This window comes from Prochlorococcus sp. MIT 1201 (assembly GCF_047303415.1).
GTDB classification, from domain to species: domain Bacteria; phylum Cyanobacteriota; class Cyanobacteriia; order PCC-6307; family Cyanobiaceae; genus Prochlorococcus; species Prochlorococcus marinus_D.
In genome coordinates this window covers 1,238,267-1,251,865 of record NZ_CP138947.1, presented here as the reverse complement: position 1 = coordinate 1,251,865, position 13,599 = coordinate 1,238,267, and the positions used below count along the sequence as shown (strand labels likewise).

15 protein-coding genes are annotated in these 13,599 nt (G+C 49.3%); 7 read left to right on the top strand and 8 right to left on the bottom strand.

Translation table 11 applies throughout. The annotated features are described in order from the left end of the window. Window positions 1-471 precede the first annotated feature (471 nt). The 3 genes from SIB41_RS06045 to SIB41_RS06035 form a co-directional block, all read right to left on the bottom strand. Window positions 472-780, bottom strand: a complete 309-nt coding sequence (locus tag SIB41_RS06045) for a hypothetical protein (protein ID WP_413361226.1) — start codon at window positions 778-780, stop codon at window positions 472-474. Between the two features lie 549 nt (window positions 781-1,329). After that, window positions 1,330-2,157, bottom strand: a complete 828-nt coding sequence (locus SIB41_RS06040) for an SAM-dependent methyltransferase (protein WP_413361224.1) — start codon at window positions 2,155-2,157, stop codon at window positions 1,330-1,332. Window positions 2,158-2,201: 44 nt separating this feature from the next. Continuing rightward, window positions 2,202-3,044: a class I SAM-dependent methyltransferase gene (locus SIB41_RS06035; protein ID WP_063397790.1), complete on the bottom strand. Its 843-nt coding sequence runs from the start codon at window positions 3,042-3,044 to the stop codon at window positions 2,202-2,204. A 332-nt stretch (window positions 3,045-3,376) separates the two neighbouring features. On the opposite strand from SIB41_RS06035, the gene SIB41_RS06030 reads away from it, so the two are divergent. The 3 genes from SIB41_RS06030 to SIB41_RS06020 are packed head-to-tail and all read left to right on the top strand — an operon-like array spanning window position 3,377 to window position 6,335. Then, window positions 3,377-4,519, top strand: a complete 1,143-nt coding sequence (locus SIB41_RS06030) for a quaternary amine ABC transporter ATP-binding protein (protein ID WP_413361436.1) — start codon at window positions 3,377-3,379, stop codon at window positions 4,517-4,519. A 56-nt stretch (window positions 4,520-4,575) separates the two neighbouring features. Further along, window positions 4,576-5,430 (top strand): ABC transporter permease, encoded by an 855-nt coding sequence (locus SIB41_RS06025; protein WP_413361221.1) that lies wholly within the window; start codon window positions 4,576-4,578, stop codon window positions 5,428-5,430. Between the two features lie 50 nt (window positions 5,431-5,480). Continuing rightward, window positions 5,481-6,335: a glycine betaine ABC transporter substrate-binding protein gene (locus SIB41_RS06020; protein WP_157859934.1), complete on the top strand. Its 855-nt coding sequence runs from the start codon at window positions 5,481-5,483 to the stop codon at window positions 6,333-6,335. Window positions 6,336-6,359: 24 nt separating this feature from the next. Here SIB41_RS06020 and SIB41_RS06015 read toward each other — a convergent pair whose 3' ends face one another. Continuing rightward, entirely contained in the window at window positions 6,360-7,493 is a 1,134-nt protein-coding gene (locus tag SIB41_RS06015; protein WP_413361434.1) for a GTP-binding protein, read from the bottom strand. Between the two features lie 26 nt (window positions 7,494-7,519). Further along, window positions 7,520-8,116 (bottom strand): pentapeptide repeat-containing protein, encoded by a 597-nt coding sequence (locus SIB41_RS06010; protein WP_413361219.1) that lies wholly within the window; start codon window positions 8,114-8,116, stop codon window positions 7,520-7,522. Here SIB41_RS06010 and SIB41_RS06005 point away from each other — a divergent pair. From SIB41_RS06005 to ilvD, 3 genes are read left to right on the top strand one after another with little or no spacing between them, the layout of a single operon-like run. After that, window positions 8,115-8,732 carry a uracil phosphoribosyltransferase gene (locus SIB41_RS06005; RefSeq protein WP_063397794.1) on the top strand — a complete coding sequence of 206 codons (618 nt, stop codon included), beginning with the start codon at window positions 8,115-8,117 and terminating at the stop codon, window positions 8,730-8,732. The genes SIB41_RS06010 and SIB41_RS06005 overlap by 2 nt on opposite strands. A gap of 24 nt (window positions 8,733-8,756) precedes the next feature. Beyond that, window positions 8,757-9,050, top strand: a complete 294-nt coding sequence (locus SIB41_RS06000) for a hypothetical protein (RefSeq protein WP_011129938.1) — start codon at window positions 8,757-8,759, stop codon at window positions 9,048-9,050. A gap of 40 nt (window positions 9,051-9,090) precedes the next feature. After that, a complete protein-coding gene (ilvD, locus tag SIB41_RS05995; RefSeq protein ID WP_413361217.1) occupies window positions 9,091-10,761 on the top strand; it encodes a dihydroxy-acid dehydratase in 1,671 nt (556 codons plus the stop codon). Window positions 10,762-10,772: 11 nt separating this feature from the next. Here the strand turns inward: ilvD and SIB41_RS05990 are convergent, their stop codons facing one another. Beyond that, the gene (locus tag SIB41_RS05990) at window positions 10,773-11,168 is read right to left on the bottom strand and encodes a hypothetical protein (RefSeq protein WP_413361215.1); all 396 of its coding nucleotides are present in this window, start codon (window positions 11,166-11,168) and stop codon (window positions 10,773-10,775) included. 263 nt (window positions 11,169-11,431) lie between these two features. Next, entirely contained in the window at window positions 11,432-12,001 is a 570-nt protein-coding gene (locus SIB41_RS05985; RefSeq protein WP_413361213.1) for a CIA30 family protein, read from the bottom strand. Window positions 12,002-12,160: 159 nt separating this feature from the next. Between SIB41_RS05985 and SIB41_RS05980 the strand changes: the two genes are divergently transcribed. After that, window positions 12,161-12,541: a hypothetical protein gene (locus SIB41_RS05980; RefSeq protein WP_413361211.1), complete on the top strand. Its 381-nt coding sequence runs from the start codon at window positions 12,161-12,163 to the stop codon at window positions 12,539-12,541. Window positions 12,542-12,888: 347 nt separating this feature from the next. On the opposite strand, the gene pgl is transcribed toward SIB41_RS05980, so the two are convergent. Further along, entirely contained in the window at window positions 12,889-13,599 is a 711-nt protein-coding gene (gene pgl / locus SIB41_RS05975; RefSeq protein ID WP_063397799.1) for a 6-phosphogluconolactonase, read from the bottom strand.

The window sequence follows — 13,599 nt, the reverse complement described above, 5'->3', positions numbered from 1 at the left end:
AGCTTCTAGTTCGTATGCATATTGGGATCAACTCAATATATCTAGGATTCATGGCCCTGACCTGAAGAAATCATATAAAGCTAATTCTTCAGGAGTAATTGAGAATCATCAGAATACGCACTCAATCTTGGCCCGAAGGTCGAAGTTGGATAGGGTTTGAAACGATCAATGAGTAAGAGGGAATCTGCTGGCTTTTGGAATAAGATTGAATCAATTTTAGAATACTCATGTCCTTGATGTTTTACCACAGAGCAGCAGGATACTGGCTCGATTAAAGTCCAGGCCAGGTTTTTGCGACAGCCCTGGCTTTGATCTTTTAAAAGTTTTAACCTTTTATGTGTTTGAAGTCTGGAGTTTCGTTTCTTGCTAGAGCTGAATCTGGCTTTAGAGACTTGCTTCTCTTAGTTAAGGGTTATATTTCTCTATTCGCACTTGCGTAGAGGAGATTCCATGCTTTACAGCTGGTGATAATTAACTTCTGATAATCATTACCGTGTGTTCTCTTCTCTTGATTTCTAGATTTAAGAAGAAGGGTTTGCTTTCTGGATGAAAAGAGTTTGATTTGAATTCATTCTCATCAGGACAGTTAGCCCGATCGATCTCGTGTTGAGATGCATCTTCTGTCTTTAACTCTGATGGATGAATGCCAAGCACCATTGATTGTGAATTATCTGTCTGCTCGGCTGTCGAATCAACGCTTTGAGCATTACTGCTATCGACTGTGAATGAAAATCCAAGCAGCCATTCGGCCAGGGCTATAACCAGAGCCATCGAATACACCAGGAGTAGGTGCAGAATCAAGAGCAGAGGTTGTAAGCCTAACCAAGCTGGACGAAGGATGATTAGCAAGGGCTTGATAACCCTCGAGAAGCGTTGTATGGGCACTATCAAACCATTGACAAGCACAATGGCCAACTCGATAGGGTGTGGAGAGGATGGCATTACTCGTCGTCCCATTCAGGAAAATCTAGTTCTTCCAATGCATCGCTAGACCTAGAGAAGGATCCATAGACGATCAACAACCATTTAACATCACTCTCCGAGCTCGACAATCGAGATTGGTACTCAATAAGAGGTTGCTACTTAAAAAAATCTGCTTGCTTCATCGCCTGGACCGCTTCGACCTTTCCCATAATGATCTGATCCGACTAGATAACTGAATTCACATATTTTTAACTATCTGGAGGATTTAAAGGGATACTTCTGGTAAATCAATGATGGAATTTATGCTAGTTGAGGAGGATCGGCTTGCCTGTCGATTAATCACCAAGATAGATTCTTGATATGACTCACTATAAAACAAAGTAAGAATTGATGTTAAGGCCTAAGTTAGTGCTTTGTAAAACGCATTAGGCCCCAGCAAAGTCTCCCCTGACTCCCACCTTCAATCCAATGACCAAGACCTGCATCCATGCGACTCAAATAATCCGTACTAATCACACTTGCAAGCTCTTGATGGCGTCGACGTAGTTCCTCTCGAACCCGCGTGTAATGCCTCACAAGCATTTCTGTGCGTTCTAGCCATACATCTCTAGTCATGCCTGAAGCCTCTGCCCAGATTCGGTAACGATCAGGAGATGCCAAATCTGATAGGTGGATACGATCAAGAATCGGTTGAAGGGCGTTGGCTTCGATGCCGTCGCATGCCATTGGATCTGTTAAGACAAACACCCCCCCCGGCTTAAGAAGCCTTGACACTTCATTCATTACCTGGAGGCGATTACCGGAATGAAGTATGGCGTCTTGACTCCAAACCACATCTGCTATGCCATCGGGCAATGGCACTTCTTCGAATGATGCATCATGTACTTCGATGAGCTTGGCCAATCCAGCAGCATTGTTGAGATCTCGATGGCGCATATTCTCAACGGCAGAGATATTGACAGCATGCACATTGACCTGCCATTGCTTGGCGATACGTCGTGCCGCTCCGCCATAACCAGAGCCAAGGTCAACGACGCAACCTTTAGCTGGAGGTTGAGTTGCAAGCTCCATAAGTGCTTGCACGGTGCGCTCACTTGCCGAAGCGATGGGTTGATCGGCAGTCTCGTAAAGGCCGATATGGATGTCTTCACCTCCCCAAATCTCGGCATAAAAACGATCTGCATCGCTGCTGTCGTAATAATTAGCAGCAACAGTTGATGATGATGAATTCATGATTGATTAGGATTGTATTTTGCTGAAGTCTTTAATATCACGTATCAGTTTTGTTTAATGTCTGCTTTGTATTCCTTCTCAGCGACATGTACATAAAAGTCTGGGTCTTGATGGCCAGGTAAATAATCTCCAAAAGATGTAATCTTTTGGAATCCAACTTCGGTCATAAGTCGGTTTACGTAGCTTTGCCTTAGGGGGAACATATTCAAGTGATAAGTGCTGCCATCACTGAAGGAATATTGAAAACGCGCTAACCCTTCATCAACATGCTCAGGGCTGACATTGACATCCTTCCCGCAATAAACATTTCCCTTCCCAGAACGAATCGCTACACCTTGATCGAGAAGTCGGTCATAGTTTCGGTGGTCAAGAATCAGGATTCCATTATGCTTAAGTACTGCGTAATATTCAGCTAGAGCCTTGCGTCGATCATGCTCTCGAAATAGGTGGGTGAAGGAATTGCCCAGACAGATCACAGCATCAAATTCTCCATGAATATCTCTATTTAGAAAACGCCAATCAGCCTGAGCAGTGCGTAATAACTGACCATGATCACGAGCATTCTGAAAGGCCCTCGCCAACATATTAGGGCTTCCGTCTGCACTGATGACGTCAAACCCTTCCTTCAACAAGCTAACCGAATGAAATCCCGTTCCGGTAGCAACGTCGAGCACGGAACGTGCGCCATGTTCACGAAGGATTCGAATATAAAAATCGCCTTCAGCTTCGGACCTCGCCTTCCAATCAATCAGTCGATCCCATCTGTCTGTGAAATCCTCAACATATTCCTGCTGATAATGGTCTGTATCACGTACTTGTTCCGGTTTATCACCAAAGTTTTGCAGATCGTCTTGGCAGGGTTTTTGCGAATGTTGAGTCAAAGTCATGCAGATTCAAACTTCCCGAAGATTTTTTTGATGCGCCATATCTTTGAGGTCGGGAAAGGCCCGAATCAGCTAGAAAGGCATTGGTCTGAGCAAGGCTGCGTTACAGCTTATGCAATTCCCGTACGCAATCATAGCGAATGATTCTATGGATGTCTGTTAATCAAAATCTAATGACATCACATCAGTTCCCTTAACGCCTAAAAATTCATCAAATCCCTTTGGCAATAAGTGCTTTCAGTCGATGATTCAAGATAGACAATTCATTTGACTTCATAGGTGTCTTGGTACGGCCTGCAAGCAGTCATAGTCTGTAAATACAGTCGGTGTCAGACATGATGACCCGGATCAGCATCGACCAAGTCTGGAAGGTGTTTGGTGAGCATCCTGAACGTGCGCTTGACGATCACTGTCAAAGCATGGATGCGGAGCAACTTCATAATCAAACCGGTCTTAAGGCTGCCGTACGCGATGTAACGCTGTCGATCTCTAGTGGCGAGATTTTTGTGGTGATGGGCCTTTCGGGTTCAGGAAAGTCCACGCTGCTACGCATGATCAATGGCCTAATCCTCCCAACTGGCGGTGAGGTTTCCGTTGACGGCCAGCCGATCACTCAGTTGGCAGCTGCTGAACTGCAAAAGCTTCGCAGCAACAAAATGGCCATGGTTTTCCAATCTTTTGCGCTCTTCCCCAAGCGAACCGCACTTGACAATGCGGCCTTCGGCCTTGAGGTTGCGGGAGTTCCGCGACAAAAAAGGCTGGAAAAGGCCAGGGAAGCACTTGAGCGTGTTGGTCTTGGTAAGGATCTCGACAGGCTGCCTCAACAGCTCTCTGGCGGCATGCAACAGAGAGTTGGCCTGGCCAGAGCCCTGGCACTTGATCCTCCAATCCTGCTCATGGATGAGGCCTTCTCTGCTCTTGATCCTCTGATTCGGCGCGAGATGCAAGAACAACTGCTGGAACTTCAGGCAGAGAGTCCCCGCACGATCGTCTTTATTTCCCATGATCTAGACGAAGCTGTAAGGCTTGGTGATCGCATCGCTCTAATGAAAGAAGGCAAAGTTCTGCAATGTGGAACGCCACGTGAGCTGCTCTGCAAACCCGCCAATGAGCAAGTTCGTCATTTCTTCCAAGATGTTGATGCTGCCTCTGTGATCACTGTTGATACCGTTGCCGAATCACCCGTTCGCCTAATCAATCAATCAGATTTGCGGCAGCTGCAGATAGAAGGAGTTACAGCAATAGAAGCACCCACGTACATCGTGGACGATCAAAATATCTTCAAAGGTGTTCTTCAAAAGAACGGCAAAATCATTCCAGCTGAAACTGGTCCAGCTCTCATCGCCGAGACCACCATTCGCGATGCCATGAAATCTGTTGCCAACGCCCCGTATCCAGTTCCACTGATTGGATCAGATCAGCGCCTCATTGGCGTGATTAGTCCACGACGACTTTTGCGCTCGATGATCCTGAGATGATGGATGTGAACGACCAAGTTTTTGCAACCGTCAGTACCGGCCCTGTAGGCGAGGGCATGAGCAGATTCGTGGACTGGTTGCTCAATCATGCGCAACCAATCTTCCGAGTAATTGATTCTGCAATTAATGGGTTAGCCGGAGCCATCGAACAGATCCTCTCCGTACCAGCGCCCTGGCTGCTAGCTCCCCTGATCGCCATACTCGCAGCTTGGCGAGTGAGTTTGAGCTTCGCCATTCTCAGCCTTCTTGGTCTGAACCTCGTTTTGTTCATGGGGCTTTGGCCGCCAATGATCTCAACCCTGGCCCTAGTTATTGCAGCCTCATTACTGGCACTAATCATTGGCATCCCGATCGGCATTTTTTCTGCCCGTCGCCAACACATCTGGGCGATTACCCGCCCAGTATTGGATCTGATGCAAACCATGCCGGCATTCGTTTATCTCATTCCTGCAGTGATGTTTTTCGGCACAGGGCTTGTCCCATCCACTATCGCAACGCTGATCTTCTCGATGCCACCCGTAGTACGCCTGACGTACCTGGGCATAAGACAAGTCCCTGTTGATCTAATCGAAGCCGGGCGCGCCTTCGGTTGCTCAGAACGACAATTGCTCTGGAAAGTGCAACTTCCAAACGCCTTACCAACCTTGATGGCTGGTGTTAATCAAACCATCATGCTCGCGCTATCGATGGTTGTGATCGCATCAATGATTGGTGGGGGCGGCCTAGGTGATGTGGTGCTCAGAGGCATCCAACAACTTGATGTAGGCCTTGGCTTCGAGGGAGGGCTCGCCGTGGTAATTCTGGCTGTAATCCTGGATCGACTCACACAAAGCCTGGCTGCCTCAAACTTTTCGAGAAAGTCATTGCCGCAGCGCTTTAAAGCCTTTATTAACCTCTGGACTTCCTCATGAAAATGTCTAACAAGTTGCGAAATCTAAGCCTTGTTATCGCTGGAGTGCTGATGACTGGGTTGTCGGGATGTTCGAATGCCAAACCAGATCAATTGCGCATCGGCTGGACTGCCTGGGCTGATGCTGACGTAGTAAGCCTGATGGCTGAAAAACTAATCGAAAGCCACTATGAGCAGCCTGTCGAACGAGTTATGGCAGATATCGGTATTCAGTACGACTCTGTTGCTCGCGGGAAGCTCGATCTGATGTTAATGGCATGGCTGCCAAAAACACACGATAAATACTGGCAAAAAGTAAGCGATCGAGTTGTAGATCTTGGCACGATGTACTCAGGTCGCATTGGCTGGGTAGTCCCTGACTATGTGCCAAAACAACGGATTGGCTCCATTGGCGATCTGAGCGACCCGAAAATTGCTAACGACTTCAACAACACAGTTCAAGGGATAGACCCGGGATCAGGGCTGATGCAGGCATCTGAGCAAGCGCTAACTGCTTATGACCTATCGGATCTGAAACTGATTTCAGCGAGTGGTGCCGCAATGACAGCCGTTCTCGATCGGGCTATCAATGACGATCGATGGGTCGTGGTAACTGGTTGGACCCCTCACTGGATGTTTGCCCGCTATAAACTTCGCTTTTTGAAGGATCCCAAGAGTGTCTTTGGTGGCCAAGAAGGCATCCATGCCATTGCACGCCTAGGGCTGGACAAAGACCATCCCAAAGTGGTCGCCTTTTTCACCCGCTTCAAGCTGTCCGATGGTCAGCTGGATACCATGCTATTGGATGCTCAGAACACCTCAACAGAGGAAGCCGTTAATAATTACATAGCCAACAACCGCAATCAAATCGACTACTGGATGAACGGCACTATGCAAGAGCCGAAAGATAGAGAAGCCAAACCATAACCACCCGCTAAGCCCTTGAGCTGATTAATCAGTTGACTTCTCTTGGACAATATCTGACATCAAAGAGCTTTCAAGACCAAAGCGAATCGCTTCAGCTGCTTGCTTTTCAAAACTAAGCACCACCAGATCAACGCCCGCCTCCTCAGGATGCCAGGCGTTCTCTGGAGCAGCCTCAAACCAACTGCTAAGCCTTGGGCCAACCATCTGTAGCTGAAGGGGTAAAGCTTTGCCCGGTAGCCATAAGCGACCTTTTAGGCGTACAACCTGATGAAGTGTTGCCAACTCAGGCAGAAGTGCTTCAACCGTAGCCCGATCAACAGAACCTTCAAAGCGCACCGCATCACTCACCATCTCCACATGGTTGTGGTCATGATGATGATCATCTTCATGATGATCGACATCAATGGAAGTATTGTCGATTAGGTCGTCGCCAAATTGTTTAGGCAAGCTCTTTTGTAGGTCGCTATTCTCTGTCGTACTGAGGCCTAGCACCACAGCTGGATCAACTTGGCCATGACTGATGGGCATCATTGACGTGCCAAGGCGTACCTTTTTAGCAAGTTCGCTTCTGAGCTTGCGGAGGTCGACATTGGAGACAACATCCGCTCGACTGATCAATACCAAATCAGCAGCTTCCAACTGATCAGTGAACAAGTCTTCAACAGCACTGAGATGATCAAGGCTTGGATCCTCCTCTCGCTGCCGTTCCAACCCGGCAGGATCACCAACGGGGCTACCCGCTGCGAGGGCTTCACCATCCACCATTGTGACCACTCCATTCACATAAACTCGAGTGCGTACGGCAGGCCAGTCGAGCGCTTTCAAGAGGGGGCGAGGAAGAGCAAGGCCACTGGTTTCAACGATAATTCCATCCAACTTATCCGCCTGTTTCAGCAAGGTCTCCATGGTGGGTAAAAAGTCTTCCTGCACCGTGCAGCAGAGACAACCGTTATTGAGTTCAACGACTCGACCATCCAATTCCTCCTCCGGACAAAAGCCACAGCTACGGATTAAATCGCCATCAAGACCAATCGTGCCAAATTCATTGACCATGACCGCTAAACGCTGCCCCCCATGAGTGAGCAGATGACGTAGCAAGGTGGTCTTTCCAGCTCCAAGGAAACCAGTCAAAACAGTGACTGGTAGACGCTTTGCAATCAAGGCAGGTTTATGCAGGTTGGGAATTAAGAACGACAGCCAAGGCTGTCAAGAGTTTGAGACCCGCTAGCGGCATTGGTGCCGTTTGCTCTGGCGCAAAGCTCATTCTGCTGGCGACGATCAAGCACAGCATTGCTGAAATCAGCTCCTTCAATTAGGGCATCTTTAAATTGACTCTGCATCAGCATGGCGTTGGTGAAGTTGGCTCCCCTGAGATCGGCTCCATCGAAACGACTAGCAAAAGCCACCACATTTTCCAAATCAGCTCCTTGCAGATCAGCTTCTTGCAGCTGGCTGCTGTTAAACACCGCACCACGCAGATCGGCCTCACTGAGATCAACGCCGCGCAGGTCAGCCTTGAGAAAGTTTTGCTCCTTGAGGTCACGTCCGTGCATGTCTTTGGAGATCTCTTCAATGGCCTGGCCTCCTCTGAATTCAGGAGGGATGATTGCCATTACAGGTGACTCTGTTAAACCCAACACAAGAATCACAAGGCCACTAAGCAACACTGCTCGACAACGGTTCCACCAACAGGGAGAGAGATTCATGAAACTAGAAAATTGCAATGAGCCAGTAGTTTGAGCAGTCACGTTATGGCAATTGCCGGCCAATTCACGCGTCATGCCAATGACCCTAAGGGTAGTGGTCCCCCCCCATCCACTGATCGCCCACTGGCTCACATTGCTGCGCAACACCACAACACCGCCAGCCCTCTATGCCACAGGCTTGGAGGAACTTGGTCGCTGGCTTACCTATGAAGCCCTGCGGGATTGGTTGCCCCACCGCCGTGAAATGGTAACCACATCCCAAGCAGAAACAGAAGGCACGGTGGTCGAGTCCAATGTGCCATTGCTGAGCATTCCCTTGTTGCCCGGGGGCCTTGATCTTTGGCAAGGAGCACGACGTGTATTGCCCAGTTCACAGCTATGTCTTGGCGGGGTGCCCGATAACATCGAAACCAATGCTGGGGTGATTGTTTTTGTGGATCAGATTGCTAGTGGTGAGCGTTTACTAGGCATCCTGAAGCTTCTGCAGACACAAGAAATCGAGGCTCGCCGGCTAAGGGTGATTACTGTTCTGGCATCAAGTCCAGGCCTCAAACAACTTGGCGAAATGATGCCCAATCTCACGATTCACACCGCTTGCATTGACCCCGACCTCACAGAAGATGGTGAGATCAGTCCAGGCATTGGTAATCCGGTTTTGCGACTAAACACCAGAACTGCAGGTACGACCTAGACTTTCAAAACTGATCCAGCATCTATGGGCCAGCATCGTGAGCCGGCAACCGGCAGCCTCACCTCCTTGATCAGCGGAGCCGTACTCGGCGCTGCAGGACTTGCTTGGTGGCTTTTTTCTGAGGCAGAGCGTCGGCAACGCAGTCGCCACCAACGCGCCATGCTTCACGCTCCTCGCATGCAGGACGGATCAGAGGCCCTGGAGGCCATCTCGCATCCCCAGAACAACAGCCAGCACCTGGAACATCGAGTCGAACAACTCAATGCCGCCATTGCAGATGTGCGTAGACAGCTTGAAGATCTAGGGGCGCGGACCTAAGAGCTCGGTAAGTTGGCGACTGAGTGCCCCAGTCGCCACCATGCTCAGATCCGCCGCCATCACAAAGGGAACTCAACGCTCTCCCAACCGAGCCATGCTTCGCGCAGTGGGTTTTGGCGACGAAGATTTCAATAAACCAATCATCGGTATAGCCAACGGCTACAGCACGATCACTCCTTGCAACATCGGTCTTAATGACCTGGCGCGACGTTCAGAAGAAGCAGCCCGCCAGGCCGGTGCAATGCCCCAGATGTTCGGCACCATCACCGTCAGTGATGGCATCTCTATGGGCACCGAAGGGATGAAATATTCCCTGGTAAGTCGCGAGGTGATTGCTGATTCGATAGAGACAGCCTGCAACGCCCAAAGCATGGACGGCGTACTAGCAATCGGTGGCTGTGACAAAAACATGCCTGGAGCGATGATCGCCCTGGCCCGAATGAACATCCCAGGTGTCTTTGTCTATGGCGGAACGATCAAACCAGGAAAATTGGCTGACCGCGACCTCACTGTAGTCAGTGCCTTTGAAGCTGTTGGTCAGCATGCCAGTGGCAAGATAAATGAGGAGCAACTCACCGCTATCGAGAAGAACGCTTGCCCAGGAGCAGGAAGTTGCGGTGGCATGTTTACAGCCAACACGATGTCAGCCGCTATTGAAACATTGGGATTGAGTTTGCCTTACAGCTCAACGATGGCTGCAGAGGATGAGGAAAAAGCAAATAGCGCAGCCCGTAGTGCTGAAGTGCTTGTGGATGCCATTAAGGCAAATATCTGTCCCCGCGATCTACTCACCAAGAACGCATTTGAAAACGCGATTAGCGTTGTCATGGCAGTGGGCGGCTCCACCAATGCAGTTCTGCATCTGCTTGCGATTGCCCGTAGCGCAGGCGTAGACCTTTGCATCGATGACTTCGAGCGCATCCGCCAGCGTGTACCGGTGATTTGTGATCTAAAACCCAGCGGCCGTTACGTGACTGTTGATTTGCATAACGCAGGAGGCATTCCCCAAGTGATGAAACAGTTGCTTGATGCAGGCTTACTTCATGGAGACTGCCGCAATGTGGAAGGTAAAACCTTGAGAGAACTGCTCAAGGATGTGCCATCCGAGCCTTCAGCAGAGCAAGACGTCATTCATCCCCTCTCGAAACCGGTCTATGCCAAGGGGCACCTGGCGATCCTTAAAGGCAATCTGGCCAGCGAAGGATGCGTGGCCAAGATAAGCGGGATCAAAACCCCTGTACTTACTGGACCTGCAAGGGTTTTTGAAAGCGAGGAGGCCTGCCTTGCTGCCATTCTCAACAACAAGGTGAAGGCGGGAGATGTCGTCGTCATACGTAACGAAGGCCCGGTTGGCGGGCCTGGAATGCGAGAGATGCTTGCTCCTACATCTGCCATCGTCGGTGAAGACCTTGGCGACAAGGTGGCCCTGATCACAGATGGACGCTTCAGCGGAGGTACCTATGGTTTGGTGGTGGGCCATGTGGCACCGGAAGCAGCCGTAGGCGGCATGATTGGCCTTGTGCAGGAAGGCGACAGCATCACCATCGATGCCAATCAACTGCTGATCCAACTCAATGTCGAGAAGGATGAATTGGAGCGTCGCTCCAGCGCATGGAAAAAAACACAGCCGCGTTATCAAACAGGAGTTCTCGGTAAATACGCCCGAATGGTGAGTAGCGCCAGCAATGGTGCTGTCACCGACCAGCCCTGAACTCTGATCAACTAGCTCTGCTCAGGCAAAACCAGCAGTGCTCTCAACCTACGAGCGAACGCTTCCAATGGTGCTCCATCCACAGGCGGCTGACAGCGTTGGCCACTGTTGCCATCCATCCACACGGGATGCTGCCCTTGCCAAAGCATTGGACGGTCAGGCAATTCACACCAAGTCAACATCAGATTTAGATCGTTGCCGCTGCGATAGATCTCAAGTTCAAGGTCATGCTCTGGAAGGCGGTCACCTTCTCGGTTTCGGCATTCAATACGAACAATGAGATCAACAGATTGAGCCGATATTAGATCGAGCGTAGATCCAGGCTTCTGATCATCGACATCAGCGACATCTGTGAGCACAACAGCATGAATCCAGGGCTTTAAACAGACATCAGCCGCTGAGGCCACGAGGACCGACCAATTTTGCGCAGTCTGTTGGATTTCATTGCCTGTCAAGGCTCTCAGCTGAATCTAGGAGGTGAAAAAATCTTAGGCTATTTCTAAGCAAGATTTGACTATTGAAAGGAAGTCAATCACTATGCTGAATTGATGATCTATCCCGAATGGATTCAATAGTACATTTGATTAGGGCCTGAATTTGATTAGGTAAATAAATACCAAACCCTCTGAATGTATATGGCCATTTTGAAGACTAAAAAATTTGTAATGAATCAGTGAATTGCTTTGATCGAGCGCAGTAAAACTCGAATTGGGCCAGGGCGGAATTCTGGGTTTAGTTCTCCTGGCTGACCAAACTTAGAATGCAATAATTGCACTTGGTTGATACTTGATGCATCAAAGCGAATCAAGCGCAGAGGCATAGCCAAAGGCTGGGCAAGCACCGTAGGTTTCAGTGTGCTGAATGGGATCTCAATGGATGTAGTACCAGAAGTCTTAGTCGGCAACTGAGCGACCCATCGCAAACCACCATAAAAACGCTCAGTGAGGCCAAAGAGCCCACTACGAGAGCCGAGTGCAAGCTTTAGGGTGCGACCGTCTCCATTCACCTCCACCTGTAAGGCTCGATAGCTGGAAAGATCAAGAGGGGGGGTCAAAAGGGGTGAACGGCAACTGACAAAGCCACCATCCTGTTCAACAAGTTCTCCTTCTAGGATCAGGCCCTCGGAGGCCACTCGACAGGCAGCTTGGCTGGATCCGCCCATAATTGTGTCGTTCAAGCTAGACCAGGAGTTGAAGTCGTTCAGTTGAACCTGAACAGAGGCTTCGGGCATTAGATCCATGATTTGCCAACAATCTATTTACCTTATAGTTTTTCTCTTGGCTCATCATTCATTTCTTTAAGCTTAGACATTGATCCTTGAGAGAATTGCATTATTTAGATATCGATGAAATGCCTGAGCATTAAATACTTCTTAAAAAAAACTGCTCTAAGGCGGGCTTTGGCTGATGAGCGGAGGTTTCTTAATGGCAAGGACCCAATGATGTACAAACAGGCTGTGTATCGAATTCGTGATTATCCCCTCCGGTTTCACTGTCTGGGCCGAGAGGGCAATCTGGACCTGAGAACATCCCATCAGGACACTGGTGATCGTGCTTCCGCTGAGCAAGGCGTTCTTTATGGGCTTCATGCTGTGCTGTTCGGTCTGCTTTTGCGCGTCCAGAAATTTGGGAAAACTGATCAAGAGTTCGTAATTTGTTGGTTATTGGTTTCAAGTGGTAGCGAGGTTGTTGATTCCTTCAACAAACACACCATCTCTAAAAAGTTGGTCCATATGATGTCCAAATTCATTGTCTCTTTTGAGGTTAATCACGATATCTAGGATAACTCTAGAGAATGAAATTAATACTTTAAGCGGTTATTTTAGTTGAATGTTCAGTTGAACTCCTTGCGCAACGCCCTGGGCTGGACTGATTGTGTAGATGAGACATTTCACCTGATCACGGATCAATTACGCCAGCCAAAGACTGGCTAAAGTAGCTACAGCTGTAAGAAATCATTGTTGCAACCAAGTTGTAATAAAGCCTTAAGAATGCTGACCTTGATGTCTTTGACATTTTTAGATGCAAGTAAAGTCATTGATCTGCAATTTATGCTGAATTTATATTTGTAGATATTGGAAGATAAAGCAAGCAATAATGAACAAGAACACTTCTCAAGAGTGCATCATTATCCGAGTAAGGCAGCCTCATCTGCCAAGACCAAAATCGGTGAACGAGGTTGAACTAAGCGGGCTGGCGTGCGTTCAGCTGATTCAGCAGAATCTAATAAGCGCTTCAGGGCAACCTGCTTCCCTACACCACTCACAAGAAAGATCACTTCGCGTGCAGAGCTGAGCACCGGTGCGGTGAGAGTGATTCTTTCTAGACCTTTCCCTTTACCGACAGTAGCCCAGCGATCAACAACGGCGGGGGCATCCGTTCCTGGAAAAAGAGAGGCTGTATGGCCATCTTCACCAAGTCCTAAAACCATTAGATCAAACACCGGCGGATCACCTGCACAGGTTTCCTGCACGAGCTTCGCGTAGGCCTCGGCACTGGCCTCAGGGTTTGGCAGCTCCACCGTTGGCACGGGATGAAACGCAGCCTGCGATCCTGGGCCTTCAGCAAGAAGTGTCGTACGAAGCATGCGGGCGTTACTGGCGTCATCCCTGGCATCAACCCAGCGCTCATCCCCCAGAAAAACATCAACTCGATCCCACGGCAGTCTCTCCTGACCAAGCAGCCTATAAGCAATAGCGGGTGTGCTCCCTCCCGAGAGAGCGATCTGAACGCGATCACGCTGATCAAGTACCAGATCAATATGTGATGCGAGCCTCTGGGCGGCGCGACGTGCCAGATCCTCAGGGTCGCTCGCTCGCTCAACTTTGTAGGTCGTCAT